Origin of the sequence: Mycoplasma imitans ATCC 51306 (genome assembly GCF_000518305.1) — a bacterium.
GTDB classification, from domain to species: domain Bacteria; phylum Bacillota_I; class Bacilli_A; order Mycoplasmatales; family Mycoplasmoidaceae; genus Mycoplasmoides; species Mycoplasmoides imitans.
In genome coordinates, this window is the sequence record NZ_JADI01000004.1 from 1 (window position 1) to 20,713 (window position 20,713).

Here is a 20,713-nt window from a genome sequence, read left to right on the forward strand (position 1 = left end):
AGCAGTAGGGAATTTTTCACAATGGACGAAAGTCTGATGGAGCAATGCCGCGTGAACGATGAAGGTCTTTTTAGATTGTAAAGTTCTTTTATTTGGGAAGAACAGTTAGTAGAGTGGAAAGCTACTAATTTGACTGTACCATTTGAATAAGTAACGACTAACTATGTGCCAGCAGTCGCGGTAATACATAGGTTGCAAGCGTTATCCGGATTTATTGGGCGTAAAACAAGCGCAGGCGGATTAGAAAGTCTGGTGTTAAAAGCAATTGCTTAACGATTGTATGCATTGGAAACTTCTAGTCTAGAGTTTGGTAGAGAGTCCTGGAACTCCATGTGGAGCGGTGAAATGCGTAGATATATGGAAGAACACCAGAGGCGAAGGCGAGGACTTGGGCCAATACTGACGCTTAGGCTTGAAAGTGTGGGGAGCAAATAGGATTAGATACCCTAGTAGTCCACACTGTAAACGATGGATGTTAAGTGTCGGAGCGAATACTTCGGTGCTGCAGTTAACACATTAAACATCCTGCCTGAGTAGTACATTCGCAAGAATGAAACTCAAACGGAATTGACGGGGACCCGCACAAGTGGTGGAGCATGTTGCTTAATTCGACGGTACACGAAAAACCTTACCTAGACTTGACATCTTGGGCGAAGCTATAGAAATATAGTGGAGGTCAACCCAATGACAGGTGGTGCATGGTTGTCGTCAGCTCGTGTCGTGAGATGTTGGGTTAAGTCCCGCAACGAGCGCAACCCTTATCGTTAGTTACTTTGTCTAACGAGACTGCCAACGTAAGTTGGAGGAAGGTGGGGATGACGTCAAATCATCATGCCCCTTATGTCTAGGGCTGCAAACGTGCTACAATGGCCAATACAAACAGTTGCAAATCCGTAAGGTGGAGCTAATCTGTAAAGTTGGTCTCAGTTCGGATTGAGGGCTGCAATTCGCCCTCATGAAGTCGGAATCACTAGTAATCGCGAATCAGCCATGTCGCGGTGAATACGTTCTCGGGTCTTGTACACACCGCCCGTCAAACTATGAGAGCTGGTAATATCTAAAACCGTGTTGCTAACCGCAAGGAAGCGCATGTCTAGGGTAGGGCCGGTGATTGGAGTTAAGTCGTAACAAGGTACCCCTACGAGAACGTGGGGGTGGATTACCTCCTTTCTATGGAGTATATTAATACACTAACACGATATACACCTGTTACATATAACGGTGAAACAATTAAAACCCAACAAGACAAGTTAAACCCATTAAAGCAAATTTATAACTTAAAAATTGTTGGTCGGATTCTATTCAGTTATCAAGGGGCATTTGTTTTAATTTCATAAAAGTCTCTAAAATGCCTAGGGTAACTTGGGCATTTTTTTATGAAATAAAATCACAATTTGTGATAAAATTAATAACGGTTGTTTAAATATTGATTACCTTCATCAATATATTTTAAATATGATGTATTTGAAAATGTTTGGGCAATAATTTGCTATTGCTTATACATATCCAAATAAATTTTTATCTAGTTATTTAAACATCCATATTTTCAAGGATAATAAACAAAAGATATAAATGAAAGAAACAAACCTCAGTATTAAAGGTGTTGTAAAAGAGATTATTAAAGGTGATAAATTTAAAGTATTACTAGAAAATAATCTTTTAATTGAAGCACACGTATCAGGTAAAATGCGAATGCACAAAATTCGGATATTACCAGGCGATAGTGTGGAAGTAGAATTCAGCCCTTATGATTTAACCAAGGGTCGAATTATTTATCGTCATTAATCAACAAAAACTATGAAAGTAAGATCATCAGTAAAACCAATTTGCAAGGATTGCAAAGTTATTAGACGCCAAAGGGTTGTAAGAGTTATCTGCAAAACCCCTAAGCACAAACAAAGACAAGGATAGAATATGGCTCGTATTTTAGGTATTGACATCCCAAATAACAAGCGCGTTGAAATTTCATTGACATACATCTATGGAATTGGAAAGCCACGTGCTCAAGAAATTTTAAGAAAAGCAAAGATTGACTTAAACAAGAGAGTTAAAGATTTAAGCGATGAAGAATTAGCTTTAATCCGTTCTGTTGCTAGTACTTACGTACTTGAAGGGGATCTTAGACGTGATGTTGCATTAAACATTAAACGTTTAATGGAAGTAGGTTCATACGCTGGACTTCGTCACAGAAGAGGTTTACCTGTAAGAGGTCAAAGAACTAAATCAAACGCAAGAACTCGTAAGGGTCCAAGAAAAACCGTTGCTAACAAGAAAATCGAAAGTAAGTAATAAGAGAATATGGCTAAGAAGAAAAAAACAGTTGCCAGCAATGGTATTGCACACATTCATGCAACTTCAAATAACTCAATTATCACAATTACCGACATCAATGGTAATGCTATAACTTGATCATCTTCAGGGGCAATTGGGTACAAAGGTGCTAAGAAAAAAACGCCTTATTCAGCTGGTGTAGCTGCTGAAAAAGCTGCTAAAGAAGCTATGGCTATGGGATTAGCAACCATTAAGGTTTACGTAAATGGTGTAGGTCGTGGTAAAGAAACAGCAATCAGATCATTAGCTGCTTGTGGTTTAACAATTACTGAAATTCACGATGTAACACCAATTCCTCATAACGGTTGTCGTCCTCCCAAAAAACCTCGTTAATTTCCCAGGAGCAATACATGCAACAATTTTTGCGATACAACATTAATGTTATTAAAGAAGATAACGACAAGAACTATGGTAAATACATCGTTAAACCATTAGAAAAAGGTTTTGGGATTACTTTAGGTAATGCGCTTAGAAGAGTTATGTTAAGTCACCTTCCAGGTTCATCAGTATTTGCTTTAAAAATCAAAGGAATTTCACATGAATTTGGTTTTATTCCTGGTGTTAAAGAAGACGTTACTCAAATCATTTTAAACCTTAAAAACCTAGTAGTTTGGATTAGTGATAATATCATCACTGATGAAACATTATCTGAAACTCCAATCGAAAAGTGACCAGTAATGACTATTCGTGCTAACAAAGCAGGAATTATTAAAGCTGGAGACATCGAATGTCCGCTAGGTTTTGAAATCTTTAACAAAGATTTAGAAATTTGTACTTTATCAGAAGATGCTGAAGTTGCGATTGATATTTATGCAACTAGAGGTCGTGGCTTTAAAACTGCTGCTGAAAATCGTTCAGAAATCGGATCATTGTCAATTATTCCAATCGACTCAAACTTTAACCCAATTATCAAAGTGGGTTACCACGTTGAAGAAGAAACTTCGGATGTAATCACTGATAAGTTAATCATCGAAGTAGGTACTAACGGGTTAATTAAATCTGGTGATGCAATTGCGATTGCTTCTAAGATTTTATCTGACCACTTAAAACCATTAATCGACATCAACAAATCATTACACGATATTCAAGTGCTTAATGAAAAGAATGTTGAAGAAAAAAACAAGAAGTTATCAATTCCAATTGAGCAACTCGATCTAACTGTTCGTTCTTATAACTGTCTAAAAAGACATGGGATTCAAACAGTTGAAGAACTTGTTACACGTTCAAAATCTGAAATTGAAAACATTCGTAATTTAGGAAAGAAGTCTGTTCGTGAAATTAATAAAAAACTTAGCGAACTGTACGATTTAAAACTTAAGAATAACTAATAAAAGCTATGTCATACATTAATAAAAAAGGTAAAACTACATCAACTCGTTTGATGATTATTCGTCAACAAGTTAGTGATTGCTTAAGTTATAACGAAATCACAACAACTTTAACGAAAGCAAAAGAAACTCAAAAGCACTTAGAAAAATTAATTACGATTGCTAAAGATAATACAGTAGCAAACAAAAGAAGAGCTAAAGCAATGCTTTTAAATACTCAAGTTGGTACTGCTGATGAATTAGTTTCTCACTTATTTAGCAAAGTTGCTCCAGTATTTAAAGACCGCAAAGGTGGTTATACTAGAGTAATTAAGTTAGGTGCAAGAATGGGTGATGCTACTGAAATGGCAATCTTACAATTTGTTGATAAAGTTGCTAAATTTGGAGCTAAAAAACCAACTAAGCCAGCTAAACCATCTGAGCCTAAAGTTGAAGTTAAACCAACTAAGCCAACTAAACCAGCATCAAGTGCTGAACAATCAGTTAAGTAATTTTACTTAACGATATGTTATAATATTTCAGTTACAAAATTTTAAGGACAAAATAACTTGGTAAAAATTAGATTAATGCGTCTAGGACGCCACAAGTTACCATCATATCGTATGGTTGTGGTTGATTCTAGAGTTAAAAGAGACGGAAGTTATATCGAACTAATTGGTCACATTGATCCAATTACTGGTACTAACAAATTAAACGGCGCACTAGCAATCGAATGATTAAAAAAAGGTGCGCAACCAACTGATACAGTAAAATCAATTCTTTCTAAAGAAGGAATCTGAAAACAATACGCAGCTTCTAAAGTTTCTAAAAAAGCTTAGTTGTGAAAATTGTTGTGCTAACGTTATTTGATGATTTTGTTCGGTCGTATTACGATTTTTCAATCATCAAAAACGCTTTGGATAAAAAAACTGTTGAACTAGAAGTAATTAATTTTAGACAGTATGCTACTGACAAACATAAAACCGTAGATGATACGATTTATGGTGGATCAGCGGGAATGTTATTAAAACTCGAACCGTTAGTAAACTGCTTAAGAGATATTAAGAAAAATAAATTTAAAAACCCAAACAAAATTAAAAGTTATTTATTATCACCTCAAGGTGAAGTTTATGATCAAAATAAAGCAGTGACTTTATCTCAATCTGATAACGATTTAATTTTGATCGCAGGAAGATACGAAGGGTTTGACGAACGCATTTATCATTATGTTGATGGTGCACTTTCTGTTGGTGATTTTGTGATCACTGGTGGCGAGTTAGCTGCACTAATTGTGGTAGATAGCATCGTTAGGTTGTTACCTAATGTAATTAATAAAGATAGCTTATCTAGTGAATCTTTTAATAATTACCTCTTAGATTACCCGATGTATACAAAACCTTATGATTTTGAAGGTTATAAAGTTCCTGATGTGTTATTAAGCGGCAACCATCAAGCGATTGCAGCGTTCAATCAACAAGAAGCAATTAATAACACCAAGCTTAAACGACCAGATCTGTATAAAAAATACAAATCAAATATTAAGTAGTAATTATGAATAAGTTAAGCAAACACAATATTATTAACCACGTTAATAACTTACAATTAAAAAAAGATCTACCTAACTTCCAAGTAGGTGACACTGTTTCAGTATCAATCAAAATTGCTGATGAAAAAAGAACCAGAATTCAAAAATTTGATGGTTTAGTGCTAAGAAGAAAAGGTTCAGGTCTATCTGAAACTTTCATTGTACGTAAAGAATCAAGCGGTGTTGGTGTTGAAAAGAATTTTCATGTTCATAACCCAAACATTGAAATCGAACTAAAACGTAAGGGTAAAGTTAGAAGAGCTTACATCTCTTACATGAGAGAACGTTCAGGGAAGTCTGCTCGTATTAAAGAAAAAGTTGTTAATAGCAAATAATCTACTTTTTAATTTAATTAGAGTGATTTTATGTCCTTAAAAAAGTCAAAAGACCGACTAGCAAATTTTAGCAAAGCACTTAATGAAGTTACCGTAACAAGAACACGCTTACGATCTTCATTATTAATTTTTGCTGGCTTATACGGTCCCAAAAAAATCTGAATTAGAATCGCAGTAATTACTTTTATCTCTTTAATTCAAGGGGTAATTAGTTTATTTTTCATTCGTAATTCAGGTCTATATAACTTAGGTGTTTCTTCAATAACTCAAGGGTTAGCAAGAACACTTTTTGTTTTCTTGCCAGAAAATTTACCAAAATCACTAATCTTTGATCTAACGTTCTGGATCATGTATATTGTGATTAATATACCTTTAATCATATTTGCTTATTTTAAAGTTGGTAAACGGTTTGCAATTTTAACAACAGTTTATGTTGTTATGGCTAACGTTGTCGGTTTTATGATTGGTTTGATTCCGGGTGTGCAAAATATTGGAATTTTTACAATTAACACCACAGAAAACAGTACTATCATTTATGAAGTAACCAAATTCAAGGATACTAATCCACAGATTTACAATCTATTCTTTATTTCTGAAGGTAAGTTTACTGACCTTGCTCAAAAGATTGCCTACATTCCTTTAATTTGACAAAACAATAGTGAAGTAAATAAGATCATCTCAATGTTCTTATACGCATGTATAGCTGGTGTATTATCATCATTCTTATATACGATCTTATTTGTTATCGGAGCATCAACTGGGGGAATGGATTTTATTTCACAATACGTTGCTAAGATTAAACGTAAATCAATTGCTTCAATAATCTTTTATGCAAATATCGTTACATTATTGGTATCTGTAACGATTGGTTCATACGTTCCTGCATCAGTTGTTTTAAAACAAATTCCGCAAGAAATAATGATTCCAAATTCTAACCTTCATTTTAGAGATCTTGCTTGAAACGTATCATTATTATTTTCACCTAATTTCATTGCTTCGATTGCTTCAGCTATCGTAGTTTCTGCGTTCTTAGATGCCCTATTCCCTCGATATAAGATGGCAAAGGTTGAGATTTATTCAGCTAATTGTGAAAAGATCAGACAGTTATTATTGTCTGATCACCACTCACACACAATGTCAATCTCTAAGATTACGGGCGGATTCAAGCGTGAAGAACACGAAATGATTACAACAACAACGCTATTCGTTGAGATTCCAAGAATTATTCGTTTAATCCGTTCGGTTGATGAGAATTGTTTCATTACGATCAGCCAAATTAAGGGTATTGATGGTTTTATTTACATTACTGAAGAATAATTAAAATTAGAATGAATCATTCCAAAATTAATTGATTCCCAGGTCATATGAAAAAGACCTTGGACGATATCAATAAAGTTAAAAAACATATTGATTTAGTTATCCAAGTTTTAGATGCTAGGGCGATTAATTTAACCTCTAATCCAGATCTATTAAGTATCTTTAATAACAAAACGATCATTAATGTTGCGCTTAAATCGGATTTAGCTGATTTAAACTATGAGTACGATCCTAATACGATTATTACCAACATTAAAGATCACCAGTTTAGTAATTTCTTAATCAACAAACTTTATCAGATCATGAATGAAAAGATTAAGAAGTTGCAAGTGAAGGGTTTAGTTACCCCACATTTTAACATTATGGTGATTGGCTTACCGAATATTGGTAAGTCATCTTTAATTAATAAGTTAATTAAGAAGAATCATAATAAAGTTGAGAACAAAGCCGGGGTAACAAAACGTCAAACGTTTGTTAAGCTAAACAAAAACTTTACATTATATGATACCCCTGGAGTGTTATATAAACGAATTGACGATTTTAATTTAGGGGCTAAATTAAGTTTGTTAAATGTGATTAATCTTGAAGTTATTCCAATGCAAGAAGTGCTAGCTTTTGCTTATGATTATTTAAATAAAAACTATCATAAAAAATTAATCGATTGATTTAAACAAGAAGAATTACCCGAACATTTCCATCAATTTATCGACCTATATGCTTATCAAAAAGGGTTTTTAAATAAAAGTGGTTTCATTGATTTGAACGCAACATATATGAATTTTTATCAAGATATCTCTTTAGCTAAAATAGCTAAAGTAAATTACGAAAAAAATTAAATTTTTTATAATTTAGCAAAACGTGAAAATATGAGTAAATTAATTGAACAATTAAAAATCAAGATCAAGAACTCTAAGAAAGTTCCTGAAATCCTTCTAGTTGAAGGTTGAAATGCTTACGTGCAACAAGCTGCTAAGCAATTGGTTTTAGAAAAACTAGTTAAGCCAGTTTTAATGTTTAGAACAATGGATGAAATTCCTGCTGATTTTGATCCAAGAATTAAACGTTACGTAATTGAAAAAATGGATTTATCTAAGTATGCTACATACTTATTTAAATTACGCGAAAAGAAAGGAATGACTTTAGAAGTAGCTCAACAGGAAGTTCAAAAACCTAACGTGTTAGCTTCTTTATTAGTTAAACTTGAAGAAGTTGATGGTGAAGTTTGCGGTAAAGAATATACAACTAAAGACACTCTTAAACCAGCTTTACAAATTATTAAAACATCAGAAAACGCAAATATAGTTGCTTCAGCAATGGTACTAGAAAAAGGTGATGAGCGTTTAGTATTTTCTGACTGTGCAATTAATGTTTATCCAACTGCCGAAGAATTAGCTGAAATTGCTAAATCAACGATCAAGTTCACTAAGGATGTTTTACATGCTGAAAAAATTAACTTAGCAATGTTAAGTTATTCAACACTTAACTCAGGTGCTGGTGAATCTGTAGATAAAGTTAAAGTTGCAACTAAACTAGTTGAAGAATCTGAAGAGGGTAAACTAGCTTCAATTTGTGGTCCAATGCAATTTGATGCTGCATATGTTGACGAAGTAAGAAAACAAAAAGCTCCTAAATTAAACTGAGAAAAAGGTGCTAATGTTTATGTTTTCCCTAATATAGACGCAGGTAACATTGGTTACAAGATCGCACAACGTTTAGGTGGATATGAAGCGATTGGTCCAGTTTTAACAGGTTTAGCTAAACCTGTTAACGACTTAAGTCGCGGAGCTGATGCACACGAAATTTACTCAGTTGCTATTATTACAGCTAGTCAAGCTGTGTCATAAAAATGAAAAACAACATTGAATGAGTAATCAGCGACCTTGATGGTACGCTTATTCGCTTTGAAAACAACGAACATATTGTTGAACCTGCAGCAATTAGAGCAATCGAAAAACTAGCTGCTAGAGACATTACTTTTACTATTGCTACTGGTCGTAAACAATCTGATGTAATCAATTTCATTAAGCATTATAATATTGGCGATGCTATCAGATACATAATTGCTTGCAATGGTGCAGTAATCTATGATACCAAAGAAGATAAGATTGTTCAATACAACTATTTAAACAAAAAAGCCAAAACAGCTGTTATGAAACATATTGATGAGTTCAAAGAAATGACTCAAGATTTCTTGTTGTTTTCTTATGATATTAACAACAACATCTATGTTTATGATAGCAACAAACAACCTAATCAAAAGATCTTAGATAAATTAACTTTATATGAAGGTTCGTTCTCATCAAATAACTACATTTATATTGATGATCTAAATGCACATGATGATTTAATCAAATTAATCTTCTTTTATGATCGAAATTCGATGACTGAAGATATCACTGAATATTTAGCAAAGTTTTTAAAACTAACGAAAATTGAATCAAATGATTGTGTTGTAGTTTCGCCTATGTCGTTTGAATTAAATTCATCAGATTGCAACAAAGGTAATGCAGTTTTAGAATTAAATCGCATCTTAAAAAAAGATCTAACCAAAACATTAAGTATTGGTGATTCATTTAATGATATTCCGATGTTCAAAGTTACAGGGGTAAGTGTTACTTTGGAATCATCACACCGCGAAGTACAAAATAATGCAACTAATATTCTTGATGTGAAAGCATCAGAAGTAGTAGCAGACGCAATTGAACTATTCGTTCTCTAATAGTTTATTTAACCGATTAATACTTATATTTTTAGTTAGCGCTATTGCTTGAGTCAAATTATAAAATTGATCGTGCAATATCGCTAATTTTTTATTGTCATCAAATTTGGTTTTTAGTACATCTTCAATGTGTTCATCAACTTCTTGAATTAATTTCTTTTTTATGTAATTAAGTTCGCCTTCGATGCTTTTTTCAAAGAAATCAATTTCGCTATATTCATCATCATCATACATGATACGAGTATGAGTTGAGTTTTCAAAGATAATGTTGTAGTTATCAATTAATCTTTCTAAATTAATTTCAGACAAGATTTCTTTCAAGTTTTTGATATATCTATTTAGCTTTTGCATTTTTGATAACTCCTTTTAAGATATCTATGTATTCTTTTTTGTATTCTAGGATAAAGGCGTGACCAGCTTTCTTAAGCTCGATATGTTTAGCGCCTTTTAAAAATCTCTTAATATAAGATCTCATAATTGTGAAAGGTACCAAAGTATCTTTATCAGCAGTTATGATAGTAACTTTTTCATAATTCTTAAAAGAATGATAAGAAGTCAAAATGCTCTTAATTGTCGCAGGACTCATAATTGATAATGCTAATTTTTTCTGATCATTTTGATGTTTTTTATAGAACTCTAAATCAAATCATTTATTAAAATCTTTAACAAATTTTTGATAATCATGAAATAAATCTTTAAAAAATCTTGTTATTATTTTTTCATCAACCTTATAAGCATTCACAGTAAAATATTTAGAAAATTTTATAGCTGTAAATATCGTATTAATTGTTAATGGTGCACTTAAAACGATTTGCTTAATTCTATTACGATCTTCTTTGTTCATCATTTTAAGCGCGATCATAATAACAGCACAACCCATTGAGTGGCCAGCAAGAACAATATTCTTTAAATCTGGATTTTTGCGTAAAAAAAGTACTAATAATTTCGCAAAATATTGAATATTTAGTTGCTTATAGGTAAACTTTACTTCTGTATCAAAATGAGCAGGAAATCCTAAATCATAATGATTAACGTTTTTTATTTCTTTAGTTATTTTGTAATGCAAACCAGGTTCGGTTGCAATTCCATGACAAAAAATTAAGTCAACATTAGCTTTTTTGTTGATTTTTTTAATAATTTTTAAATGACTAATATCGACACCTTTGATCGTTTTATTCATAAAAATCAAACTTATTATAATAATATAATAGTAGATAAAAATTGATATGTTAAAACACGGAAAAAGCGTGTTAGTTTCTGACGAAATTAGTGAGCATTTAATCAATTTAATACCGGTTGATGCTTACAAATTATGTCATAGATTAATGTATCCAAAAAATACTACTAATCTATTCTCAACACTAACAGCAAGAAAAACATCACTTAAAAACATTACAACTCACGCATGAAATGCTGAATTAACTACTAAAGTTGTATGTGATATTATGGATCGTTTCGTTTATTCATTAATTGAATTACATAACGAAAAAGATGATGAAATTAAAAATTTAGTTAAAAATAAGTTGTTTTCTGTATTTGGAAACAAAGAATTAAGTGAAGATTTTACTAATGCTTTAATTGATATTGCTAAATACGCAAACGAGCATAAACGATTGCCATTGGTTATTTCAGTTAGGAAGTCAGATCAGTATATTCATTTCAATGAACCATTGTTAACAATCTATGGTGATAAAGGGATCAGCAAAAAGCACGTTTGGTTAATTAACTATTTTGAAACTATACTTTTGCAAAATATTTGGCAGTATCAAACATCATTAACAATTGCACGAGAATTTTATGATTTATGTACAAAATATGCGGTAAAAACGACTAATTCTAATGAATTTTTAAAATATCAATGTCACGATTTTTCAATGCGTGGTATGAGTTCGTTTAAATCTTCTATATATTCAGCAAACGCTCATCTTCAATACTTTAACGGAAGCGATTCTATTTTAGGCGGTGATAATGCAGAATCAGTTATTGCATCCGAGCACAGTGTTATGTGTGCTGATGGTCAAGATCACGAAACTGAAACTTTCGAAAGATTATTGAATCAATTTCCGGATGGCATCTTATCTTTAGTTATTGACTCTTGAGATATTTGAAATGTTTTAGACAAAATATTACCTAGTTTTAAAGACAAAATTCTTGCTAGAAACGGAAAATTGGTTGTAAGACCTGATAGTGGGGATCCAATCGAAGTTATTTGTGGTAAAAATTACGATCCTAAAGATAAATCTACTTGAGGAACTATTCATTATTTAGATCACCATTTCGGTAGCACAGTAAACTCAAAAGGTTACAAAGAATTAAATGAAAAAGTTGGAATCATTTATGGTGATGCTATTACTTTGACAAGAAGTGAAATGATTTTAGCCGAACTTGAAAGACAAAAATACGCATCCAATAATATCGTATTTGGTGTTGGCGCTACAACATATCAAGCATCGACTAGAGATACGTTAGGCTTTGTAATTAAATTAACTGCAATAGAAAAAGAAATCGACGGTAAATTTGAATGATTTAACATTAAAAAGACTCCCAAGACTGATCAGTCTAAGGAGTCTTTAACGGGGCGATTTTTCAGTGACGATTTAGTGAGAATTTATTAAAGTAATTTAATTCCCTTAGCTTTTGCATCAGCTAACACTTCATCGTTTCAGTGAGATGCTTGAACTTCACCAATGTGGTCTTTTTGTAACAAGAAGTAACATAATCTTGATTGTCCGATTCCGCCACCAATTGTTTGATGTAATTCACCATTCACCAGTTTTTTGTGAAAAATTAGTTCTAAACGGTGATTTTGTTTAGATTCTTCTAATTGTTTAAGTAAAGCCTCTTTATTTACACGAATTCCCATTGATGATAATTCTAATGCTTTCTTAGATTTCGGGTTGTACACCATGATATCACCATTTAAAGATCAGTCATCATAGTCTGGTGATCTACCGTCATGAACCTGGTTGTTAGATAATTTTTTACCAACTTGCATTAAGAAAACTGCTTTATATTTTTCACAAATAAGTTGTTCTCTTTCTGAGGGAGTTTTTTCTGGGTACAGATCTAATAATTCTTGTGTAGTTAGGAAGTGAATATCTTTAGGTAATAAGTCTTTTTGATCAAAAACAGCGTATTTTTCATTAACTTTCAGTTGAGCTTCTTTTAAAACATCATAGATTTTCTTAACTGTGTTTTTTAAGAATTGCATATTTCGATCATCATCACTAATTCTTAATTCTCAGTCTCATTGATCAACGTACATTGAGTGAGTTGAATCAAGATTTTCATCCATTCTAATAGCGTTCATATCTGTATACAAACCTTGATATAGAGGAATTTCATATCTAGCAATTGAATATCTTTTTCATTTCGCTAAAGATTGAACAACTTGAGAACTAACTCCATTAGTCTTTGATTTAAAAGCTACAGGAGATTCTCATCCATTTAAGTTATCATTTAGTCCTGATTCAGGCGAGATAATTAATGGTGCACTAACTCTTAGTAGGTTTAGTTTTTGCGATAAAGCGTTTTGGAATAAATCCTTTATGTACTTAATTGCTAACTCTGTTTCGAGTAATGTTAATTTTTTCATGATGAAACCTTAATTTATTTAAATGTTTAAATAATTTTATAAAAAATTTTTTGTATTCCAAAAAATAGATAAAGATGGTAAAATATACAAGACATATTTGCTTTGTCTAATGTAATTAAAATTTAATTAATTAATCAGAAAATAAATAAGTCAAAATTTTCATACCCAAGGATTAAAATAACAAATGGCAAAATATGAAATTATGCTAATGGTAAGCGGAAAGCTTAACCAAAATCAAGCACAAGCTGTAAACGATGAATTGAAGGCTGTGTTTGGTAAAACTAAAATTACAGAAGAATATTTAGGGCAAAAAACTTTAGAATACCCTATTAAAAAAGAAGTAACAGCTCATTACTACAATTTATTTTTAACTAGTGATGGTAAAACAATTCATGAATACAATCGTTTAGCTGGTATTAGAACTGATGTTCTTAGAACATTAATTATTAATACTGAAAAAGATTTCGGTTACAGAGCTAGCCAAAACGCTAAAAAAGTTGCAATTGCTAAACAAAAACAAGCAAGATACAACGAAATCATGAAACAAGTTCAAGAAAACGGTTATTTCCAAATTAAAGGAAGTAAGCGTAACTCTAAAGTTGAAAAAGCTGGAGCTAAAGAGACTTGAATTTTAAGAGAAAAGTTTGGTGAAGATTTACCAGAGCAAAAAATTCCTGTTCTTAGAAAAGTTAATCTATCAAAAAAATCAACTGCTAGCAAATCATCAGAAAGCAAACCAAAAGTAGAAAAACAAGCTTAAAGTAAAGAGCAATGAATAAAGTAATTCTCATCGGAATATTAACTGATAATCCAGAAAAAATTGATTATCGAGACAGCTACGGCTGCGAACTTAAGTTAATTGTCCACCAAGCAGATTTTTCACAACAAGCTTATCCAAGAGAACCCTATCACTTTAGCGTTAATGTTTGAAACAGAAATGCTGATTATGCATTGAACGGTCTACAAAAAGGTGATCTAGTTTCAATCGAAGGCCATATTAAATCTGAATTACAAGTAAGTCAAACTGGTCGTGAATATTTACGATTATCGATCGTTACTGAAAGAATCAGAAAGATACCTTTATCTTTCAATAAATCGGGTTATCGATTATTGCCTAACGAAAATAGGTTTAATAGAATGAGCTCATCATCATATAGTAATTACAATAATTCATATTCTAATGATGAATCATTTGAACCACCTGCAACTACTGAAATTAAAGGCTATCGTGAAAATCACGATATTGAAGATATTCAAAAAATCGAACCAAAAGATTTTGCTAAATTCAGCACGCCATCTAATTTTAAACCAAATCATAGTTTGGTAGACGATGAAGATGAAGATGACATGATGATTGATATGGATACTTGGATGAACGAAAATAAATAATTATTATCAACACATTTTTTAAGGATAAAAAACAATGAGCGATATTACAAAACAACCAGCAAATAATATTAGTAGCGACGAAAAAAAAGAAGTTTCTAAAGCTAATCAAAAAGCACCAGCTGATGGTAACAAGAGAAAAAATTTCTTCAAAAACCGTTCAAGAAAACTTTGTCACTTCTGTGCTAAAGGAATTTTAAAAGTTGACTACAAGGACGTTAATACATTAAGAAAGAATTTAAATTCTTACGCTAAAATCGTTTCAAGACGTCAATCAGGCAACTGTAATTTACACCAAAGACACGTTTCTAACGCAATCAAAAAAGCAAGAATTATGGCTTTACTTCCTTTTGTTAAGGATTAATTTTATAAAATAAAACTAGAGGTGAAACAATATGAAAGTTATCTTACTTAAAGATGTACCTAGTTTAGGTAAAGCCGATAGTGTAGTTAATGTAGCTAATGGTTATGCAAAAAACTATTTATTTAAAAATAAATTAGCTGAAGCATACACTGCAAGTGGCCAAAGACGTTTAGATCTTAAAGCACTTAAACGTAGCGAACAACACGATTTATTAGCTATTGAAGCTAAGAATTTAGCGAAACAATTAGAAGGTGTTGTTTTACAATACGAAGTTCGTACTAACGAAGAAGATAAAGCGTTTGGAACAATTGGTTTCAAGCAAATCGTTGATGATCTAAGCAAAAAGCATATCTTTATAACTAAAGATATGCTTGATAGCAAAATGAAACTAGATATTGGTGAGCATAAAGTAAAAATTAATATTTTTGAAAATACTCACGCAACTATCTTAGTTAAAGTATCTAAATCACAATAATAAATGTTGATCAATCAATTTAACCAATCACTAGATGATGAAATTGAAGACGTCAGTAATAATAATTCTGAAGTAATAGATAGCGAAGAATCAATTGTTGCTGAAATCGAAAGTTTTACTGATATTTATAATAAAAATATCATTTCTTTTGGACCAGCACAGAATGAACTTTACAAGAAAAATCAACTGTTTTTCTATAAATGTTATCGGTTAGAATTACTAGTTTTAAGTTGTCTTGTACACCGAATTCAGGGTTACGAAATGGCTCGTAGAATTCTAAGTGCAAACGACTTTACTGGAATTAATCGTCATATTTTTAACTGTTTAACAACAGATCTATATCTTGATCAAACAGATGGTTCAATTGATAGCATCCAATCATGGATTAATGAGAATTTTTCATTAGATAGTTCGCAGATTGATACCTTAAATGAAGTGTGTTCTTATATCCGAGCGCACTCAAATATTAGTCCAGATAACTTTGGTAAATTCCTAAAGTCGCTTGTTGATCACAGTAAGTTTAGATCAGTATTTTATCTATCTTATGATTTTTCACAAGAAGTGAACTTTGATACTAAAAGCGTTAATGGTTTATTATTGCCATTAAACAAGTTTGAAAAACAAATTAACGAAATCGTTAATCGTTCCATTCAAACAGATTTAGATTCAATCGACAAGATTGCTGATAGTTTTTTAGAAAAAATTAATAATCTAGTTATTAACAAACATAACAATATTTATTCAACCGGATACAGCGGATTGGATAAATATTTAAGTGGTTTAGTGCCAGGTAATTTGTTAGTAATTGCTGCACGACCAGGCCGTGGTAAGACTGCTTTTGCCATTAATATCTTATACAACTTAGCGCAAGAATTAAGATCATTAAGATTACAAAGAGAAGCAAAACAAGATGAGCTTGAAAGTATTGACTTTGATACGAACAAACAGGATGAGATCTGTTTGTTCTATTCAATCGAAATGAATTCAGACGAAATCTTGTCAAGATTGGGTAGTTTGCACTCAACTGTCAGTTTTAAATTATCTAACGCGCTTGAAGTTTATATAAAACGGCAAAGAAATTATCGGCAGTTTGCTCAAGGAATTAATGAATTAAGAGAACTACCTCTATTCATTAATTCATCACCTGAAACATCAATAAAAACTATTTATAATGATCTGCATTATTTAGCAAGTATTAAAAAAGTCCCAAGATTAATTGTTGTGGACTACTTACAATTAATTAATACGGATGATTTAGATAGCAGTAAAAATCGTTCAAGACACGAAGCGATTGGTTATATCTCTGGAAGCTTGAAACGAATTGCTAAACAGTATAATGTTCCTGTGATTGCGCTTGCACAATTATCTAGAAGAATTGAAGAACGTAAAGGTGCTGATTCAATTCCAATCTTATCTGACTTAAGAGAAAGTGGTAGCATTGAACAAGATGCTGATATTGTAATCTTTATTCATTCTTCAACACCAAACAAAAAACAAAACGAAGAAGATTTCCAAGAGATACAAAATCAGATTGATGTTGTAATGCATATTGCTAAAAACCGTTCAGGACCAACTGGACAAGTTAAATTTGTATTTGATAAGGAACATTCAAAATTCATCGAGGATCAAAATTAACAATGAATAAAAAAATCCTATTAATTCCCACGTTAGTATTAGTTAGCACATTTGCACTAAGTTCTTGTTCGGGTGCTGTTTTTAGACGAAATAATAAAACTTATTCAAAGTTTTTAGAAGTTTTAAAAGATCCGCAGAACCCAAAAACTTCAGCTAAAGAAGTTGTTTATTTAGCTTGAAATCAAAATCAATTAAGTCAACCAACCCAACAAGGTCGTACCCAAAATATTAACAACACATTTAATAGTTTTTCTTACGCTGTAGGTGCTTACGACAGTGATAGCACACCAATGTTTGTTAATAATAATGATCAATCAGTTGATTTGGCTTTTAAATTATTTTACAACCAAGCTTTTACAACAATTTTAAACTCAATTAGCGTTCCATCAATCCTTTATTCAAGTAACCTATATAACTATCAACAAGTTAATAAGTTAGATAACTGAGCGGCTAATTTATTACCTACTGATCCTGAACAAACTGGTGTTACTAAAGCTTTTTATGAATCAATGGCTAATGGATTATTAACTGGAAATGAAACTAACAATTACATCTTTACTCCATTAGATGTTAAGTTTGAATTCCAACAATTAACTCCAGAATTAGCAGCTAAAAACGCAATCTATGATCCAAGAGCTTACAATGTGGATTATCAATTAAATGCAGACCAAATCAAATCAGAAAATCTGCTTAACACATCAAATTACTTAACTAAGTTATTTGTACTTTCAAACATAAATATTTCATTTGCTTATTATGTTGTTGGCTTGAACGGTGATGTTGCGCCAACTCGTGATTCTTATATTACCTCTAGTTCAGATGCAAGATTCCAAGCGTTAGCTAACAAGTTTCAATCTGTTTATAATAACAAACTGACTGCGCCAGTATTTAACTTAAAACTAAATGATCTTGGTGTAGTAGTTAGATATAACGTTGATTTAAGAGCAACAAACATTACGAACACAACCCCATCAACTGATCCTGCTGATTATGTAATTAAACCAACAGCAATTGATAGCATTATCCCAATGGGATTATTATCTAACCCTAATAATTTAGTTTACAAATCAGGTGATCTAAAAGACCAAAAAGTTGGGTTTAAACAAGAATGAACTAATTCATTAGTTGATTTAAGTAAAATATTAACTGCAGATCAATATTTCAATCGTGATGATCCTAAAGTTGATACTTTAACTAATCAGATTACCAACATTCGTCAAAATACCGGATTATTCTTTAATTTATTATCTGGAACACACTTTAAACTTATTAACGAAAAAGATGTTGTTGAAAATAACGCATTTGGCGCTAATTTAATGAACTATTATGGTTGATACTTTAATAAACTAACTGAAGTTCAAGATTATTCAAAAATTGATTTAGTACCACCTAATAGCGATCCAGAAATCAAAGCATTAACAGAACAACCAAAAGAAGCTAAAGATAATTCAGGTGCGTAAAATAAAATACCCAAACTTTGGAAATAATAACCAAACTAATCGCTAAAATAAAGCAATATCAATTATCTTTAACAACATCAAATAGAACTAATGTTAAAAGAAATTATTAGTGAAATTAAAACGAATTGAAAAGATCTAATCAATGAGTTTTTTAATTCACATAAAAATATTTATAACGCATTAGATCATTTGATTAGTAATAGAATCAAAAGTAATGAATTAATTCCTAGAAAGGAATTGATTTTTAATGCCTTTAACTTTTTTGATTATCAAAAAACCAAAGTGGTAATTATCGGACAAGATCCATATGCAGATATTAATAAAGCAAACGGATTAGCTTTTGGAGTTGATACTAAAAAACCGCCAGTTTCATTAAGAAATATTATCAAAGAATTAAGTAATAATCTTAATAAAAACGAAGGTGAAGTGAACCAATTTTTTGATTATTCGCTAAAGGATTGAGCAAACCAAGGGGTGTTATTAATCAACACAATTCTAACCGTAAAAAACAAATCACCACTAAGTGATCAAAATCTTGGTTGAGAAGAATTAATTAAATTCTTAATAGTTAAATTACTTAAGCAAGAGTTCGAACCAATTTTTCTTTTATGAGGTAAAAAATCTCAAGATTTTTTGGAGCAATTCAAGCTAAAACACGTTTTAACTTCGGCTCATCCTAGTTTTTTTAGTGCTAAACAATTTTTTAATAATAATCACTTTAATCAAGTAAATAAGATCTTGATGGATAATAATGAATTACCAATACAATGAGTTAAGCATAATAAATTAATGTAATTTATAATAACAAATAGACATAAAGCTTTATGACAGAATCATTTATTCAACCATCGAGTTCTTTTGCTATGGTTGTTTTTGCGATTATTGTTGGATTAGTAATTATTCTATCTTTAGCTAAGAAATTATATTACTACCTATTTCGCAAAAAGCGTTATTATACAATCCCTCGATTTTCGGTAATCGGCATGACTAATGTAGCCATGGTTATCGCGATTGCGGTTGCTATCATCTTATTAATAAGTGCGATTACTGGTGGTCTAGCATCGATTTTATTTAGAGTCTATCCAGGTACTAGAGTTTCAATTGAAACGGTGTTAGTTAAGATCTCAGGATTATTATTTGGGCCAATAATCGGGATGATCTCAGGGATCATTATTGATTTATTAGCGGTTACATTATCAGCTGGATTTTTTCATTACGGATATTTCGTGGTGGCGATTTTAACAGGGATGTTAGCAGGAATGATTCGTTCGCTGTTAACTACTTCAAAGTATTCAAAGTATCGCAACCTTTCTTTATCAATATATTTAAGTTTATTGGTAATCTTAACGTTCTTACTAACAACATTTTTAATAACTAGCATGCCAGAAATTAGAACTAATGGTGGATTTGATCTATCAATTCCTGGTGTTAGTAGAACCAAGATCTCATCTGTAGTATTCACTTGAATCATTTTAGGTTTTGGAATCGGAATCGTTGCATTTATTTGAATTACATTTTTAATCTACAAATTAACTTCACCTAATAACGTTAATGCTTTAAGTGGCTTCATTCATAAACGACAAGTGCATTCTAACCACAAAAACATTATTACAATTGATGCAAAGCAAAACTGATATTCTTCATTAGTATCATTAGTTGTATTAGCTGGAGTTAATGCGGTGTTGGTAAATTTATTCTTTTTACCAATTTTTGACAAGGAGATCACTGGTCAACCTTATCCGTTATGGATTTCAATTAGATTGATTGCAAATCCGGCGTTGTTCATGATTGATATCGTGGTAATCTTCCCAATCATTATGATTATTCAACCGATCATGAAATACAACTATGAGGACGAATTAACTGAAGATCTTAGCACACCATTATTTGTTAAAAATTGAACCAGCAGAAAAGAAGGGGGCGACATGAAAATTAATAAAGACGATTTAAAAAAACTTTCTCGTTTAGTTATGTTTGAATTAGACGATCATCAACTAGAGAAACTTCAAGTTGAGTTTGAAGATATTTTAATTGATTTTAAACAGATTGATAAACTGGATACGACTAATGTTAAACCGATGAACTATCCGATTGAAAATAGTTCAAACAAACTAAGAGATGACAATGCCGTTTATCAAGCAGATAGACGGATCGCACAAAAAACTGCGAAAGAAACTTTGGGAGAATTCGTTAAAGTATAGATT

The 20,713-nt window shown here is 31.5% G+C and carries 25 protein-coding genes, 1 rRNA gene and 1 pseudogene; 24 read left to right on the plus strand and 3 right to left on the minus strand.

Translation table 4 applies throughout. The features are described from left to right. From P690_RS0100005 to P690_RS0100070, 15 genes and pseudogenes are all read left to right on the plus strand, one after another. Positions 1-1,170: ribosomal RNA gene (locus tag P690_RS0100005) — 16S ribosomal RNA — on the plus strand; the annotation flags it as partial. Between the two features lie 2 nt (positions 1,171-1,172). Next, positions 1,173-1,337: a hypothetical protein gene (locus tag P690_RS04415; RefSeq protein ID WP_169729878.1), complete on the plus strand. Its 165-nt coding sequence runs from the start codon at positions 1,173-1,175 to the stop codon at positions 1,335-1,337. 235 nt (positions 1,338-1,572) lie between these two features. Further along, positions 1,573-1,785 (plus strand): translation initiation factor IF-1, encoded by a 213-nt coding sequence (gene infA, locus P690_RS0100015; protein ID WP_027121763.1) that lies wholly within the window; start codon positions 1,573-1,575, stop codon positions 1,783-1,785. 12 nt (positions 1,786-1,797) lie between these two features. Next, entirely contained in the window at positions 1,798-1,911 is a 114-nt protein-coding gene (rpmJ, locus tag P690_RS04210) for a 50S ribosomal protein L36 (protein WP_011113890.1), read from the plus strand. Between the two features lie 3 nt (positions 1,912-1,914). Further along, positions 1,915-2,289, plus strand: coding sequence for a 30S ribosomal protein S13 (gene rpsM, locus P690_RS0100020; protein ID WP_027121764.1), 375 nt, complete (start codon positions 1,915-1,917; stop codon positions 2,287-2,289). A 9-nt stretch (positions 2,290-2,298) separates the two neighbouring features. After that, positions 2,299-2,664, plus strand: coding sequence for a 30S ribosomal protein S11 (rpsK, locus tag P690_RS0100025; RefSeq protein WP_027121765.1), 366 nt, complete (start codon positions 2,299-2,301; stop codon positions 2,662-2,664). A 17-nt stretch (positions 2,665-2,681) separates the two neighbouring features. Beyond that, the gene (locus P690_RS0100030) at positions 2,682-3,659 is read left to right on the plus strand and encodes a DNA-directed RNA polymerase subunit alpha (protein WP_027121766.1); all 978 of its coding nucleotides are present in this window, start codon (positions 2,682-2,684) and stop codon (positions 3,657-3,659) included. An 8-nt stretch (positions 3,660-3,667) separates the two neighbouring features. Next, positions 3,668-4,027, plus strand: a pseudogene (gene rplQ / locus P690_RS0100035) (50S ribosomal protein L17); the annotation flags it as partial. 180 nt (positions 4,028-4,207) lie between these two features. After that, entirely contained in the window at positions 4,208-4,477 is a 270-nt protein-coding gene (rpsP, locus tag P690_RS0100040) for a 30S ribosomal protein S16 (RefSeq protein WP_027121768.1), read from the plus strand. Positions 4,478-4,479: 2 nt separating this feature from the next. Beyond that, positions 4,480-5,184 (plus strand): tRNA (guanosine(37)-N1)-methyltransferase TrmD, encoded by a 705-nt coding sequence (gene trmD / locus P690_RS0100045; protein ID WP_027121769.1) that lies wholly within the window; start codon positions 4,480-4,482, stop codon positions 5,182-5,184. Positions 5,185-5,189: 5 nt separating this feature from the next. Continuing rightward, positions 5,190-5,558 (plus strand): 50S ribosomal protein L19, encoded by a 369-nt coding sequence (rplS, locus tag P690_RS0100050; protein ID WP_084318483.1) that lies wholly within the window; start codon positions 5,190-5,192, stop codon positions 5,556-5,558. A 30-nt stretch (positions 5,559-5,588) separates the two neighbouring features. Beyond that, the gene (locus P690_RS0100055) at positions 5,589-6,875 is read left to right on the plus strand and encodes a YitT family protein (RefSeq protein WP_027121771.1); all 1,287 of its coding nucleotides are present in this window, start codon (positions 5,589-5,591) and stop codon (positions 6,873-6,875) included. Between the two features lie 11 nt (positions 6,876-6,886). Beyond that, entirely contained in the window at positions 6,887-7,711 is an 825-nt protein-coding gene (gene ylqF / locus P690_RS0100060; protein WP_027121772.1) for a ribosome biogenesis GTPase YlqF, read from the plus strand. Positions 7,712-7,741: 30 nt separating this feature from the next. Next, positions 7,742-8,719, plus strand: coding sequence for a phosphate acetyltransferase (gene pta / locus P690_RS0100065; RefSeq protein ID WP_027121773.1), 978 nt, complete (start codon positions 7,742-7,744; stop codon positions 8,717-8,719). 2 nt (positions 8,720-8,721) lie between these two features. Continuing rightward, positions 8,722-9,594: an HAD family hydrolase gene (locus P690_RS0100070; protein ID WP_027121774.1), complete on the plus strand. Its 873-nt coding sequence runs from the start codon at positions 8,722-8,724 to the stop codon at positions 9,592-9,594. On the opposite strand, the gene P690_RS0100075 is transcribed toward P690_RS0100070, so the two are convergent. Continuing rightward, entirely contained in the window at positions 9,580-9,945 is a 366-nt protein-coding gene (locus tag P690_RS0100075) for an MG296/MPN423 family protein (RefSeq protein WP_036459379.1), read from the minus strand. The genes P690_RS0100070 and P690_RS0100075 overlap by 15 nt on opposite strands. Beyond that, complete coding sequence (locus P690_RS0100080; protein ID WP_027121776.1) at positions 9,929-10,774, minus strand: alpha/beta fold hydrolase; 846 nt, start codon at positions 10,772-10,774, stop codon at positions 9,929-9,931. Before P690_RS0100080 ends, P690_RS0100075 begins: the two co-directional genes overlap by 17 nt. Positions 10,775-10,820: 46 nt before the next feature. Between P690_RS0100080 and P690_RS0100085 the strand changes: the two genes are divergently transcribed. Continuing rightward, entirely contained in the window at positions 10,821-12,209 is a 1,389-nt protein-coding gene (locus P690_RS0100085) for a nicotinate phosphoribosyltransferase (RefSeq protein WP_027121777.1), read from the plus strand. Here P690_RS0100085 and asnA read toward each other — a convergent pair. After that, complete coding sequence (asnA, locus tag P690_RS0100090) at positions 12,206-13,189, minus strand: aspartate--ammonia ligase (protein ID WP_027121778.1); 984 nt, start codon at positions 13,187-13,189, stop codon at positions 12,206-12,208. The two genes, P690_RS0100085 and asnA, sit on opposite strands and share 4 nt — an antisense overlap. Before the next feature lie 184 nt (positions 13,190-13,373). On the opposite strand from asnA, the gene rpsF reads away from it, so the two are divergent. The 8 genes from rpsF (at position 13,374) to gatC (ending at position 20,710) form a co-directional block, all read left to right on the plus strand. After that, the gene (gene rpsF / locus P690_RS0100095) at positions 13,374-13,949 is read left to right on the plus strand and encodes a 30S ribosomal protein S6 (protein ID WP_027121779.1); all 576 of its coding nucleotides are present in this window, start codon (positions 13,374-13,376) and stop codon (positions 13,947-13,949) included. Between the two features lie 11 nt (positions 13,950-13,960). After that, the gene (locus tag P690_RS0100100; protein ID WP_027121780.1) at positions 13,961-14,578 is read left to right on the plus strand and encodes a single-stranded DNA-binding protein; all 618 of its coding nucleotides are present in this window, start codon (positions 13,961-13,963) and stop codon (positions 14,576-14,578) included. Between the two features lie 34 nt (positions 14,579-14,612). Beyond that, positions 14,613-14,939, plus strand: a complete 327-nt coding sequence (rpsR, locus tag P690_RS0100105) for a 30S ribosomal protein S18 (RefSeq protein ID WP_027121781.1) — start codon at positions 14,613-14,615, stop codon at positions 14,937-14,939. Positions 14,940-14,970: 31 nt separating this feature from the next. Beyond that, positions 14,971-15,414: a 50S ribosomal protein L9 gene (gene rplI, locus P690_RS0100110; RefSeq protein WP_027121782.1), complete on the plus strand. Its 444-nt coding sequence runs from the start codon at positions 14,971-14,973 to the stop codon at positions 15,412-15,414. A 3-nt stretch (positions 15,415-15,417) separates the two neighbouring features. Further along, positions 15,418-17,049, plus strand: a complete 1,632-nt coding sequence (locus tag P690_RS0100115; RefSeq protein WP_027121783.1) for a DnaB-like helicase C-terminal domain-containing protein — start codon at positions 15,418-15,420, stop codon at positions 17,047-17,049. Between the two features lie 2 nt (positions 17,050-17,051). Beyond that, on the plus strand, positions 17,052-18,509 hold the full coding sequence (locus tag P690_RS03870) for a hypothetical protein (protein WP_245576624.1): 1,458 nt from the start codon (positions 17,052-17,054) through the stop codon (positions 18,507-18,509). Between the two features lie 90 nt (positions 18,510-18,599). Then, the gene (locus P690_RS0100125; protein WP_027121784.1) at positions 18,600-19,304 is read left to right on the plus strand and encodes a uracil-DNA glycosylase; all 705 of its coding nucleotides are present in this window, start codon (positions 18,600-18,602) and stop codon (positions 19,302-19,304) included. Between the two features lie 29 nt (positions 19,305-19,333). Then, the gene (gene gatC / locus P690_RS0100130) at positions 19,334-20,710 is read left to right on the plus strand and encodes an Asp-tRNA(Asn)/Glu-tRNA(Gln) amidotransferase subunit GatC (RefSeq protein WP_027121785.1); all 1,377 of its coding nucleotides are present in this window, start codon (positions 19,334-19,336) and stop codon (positions 20,708-20,710) included. Positions 20,711-20,713: the final 3 nt, after the last annotated feature.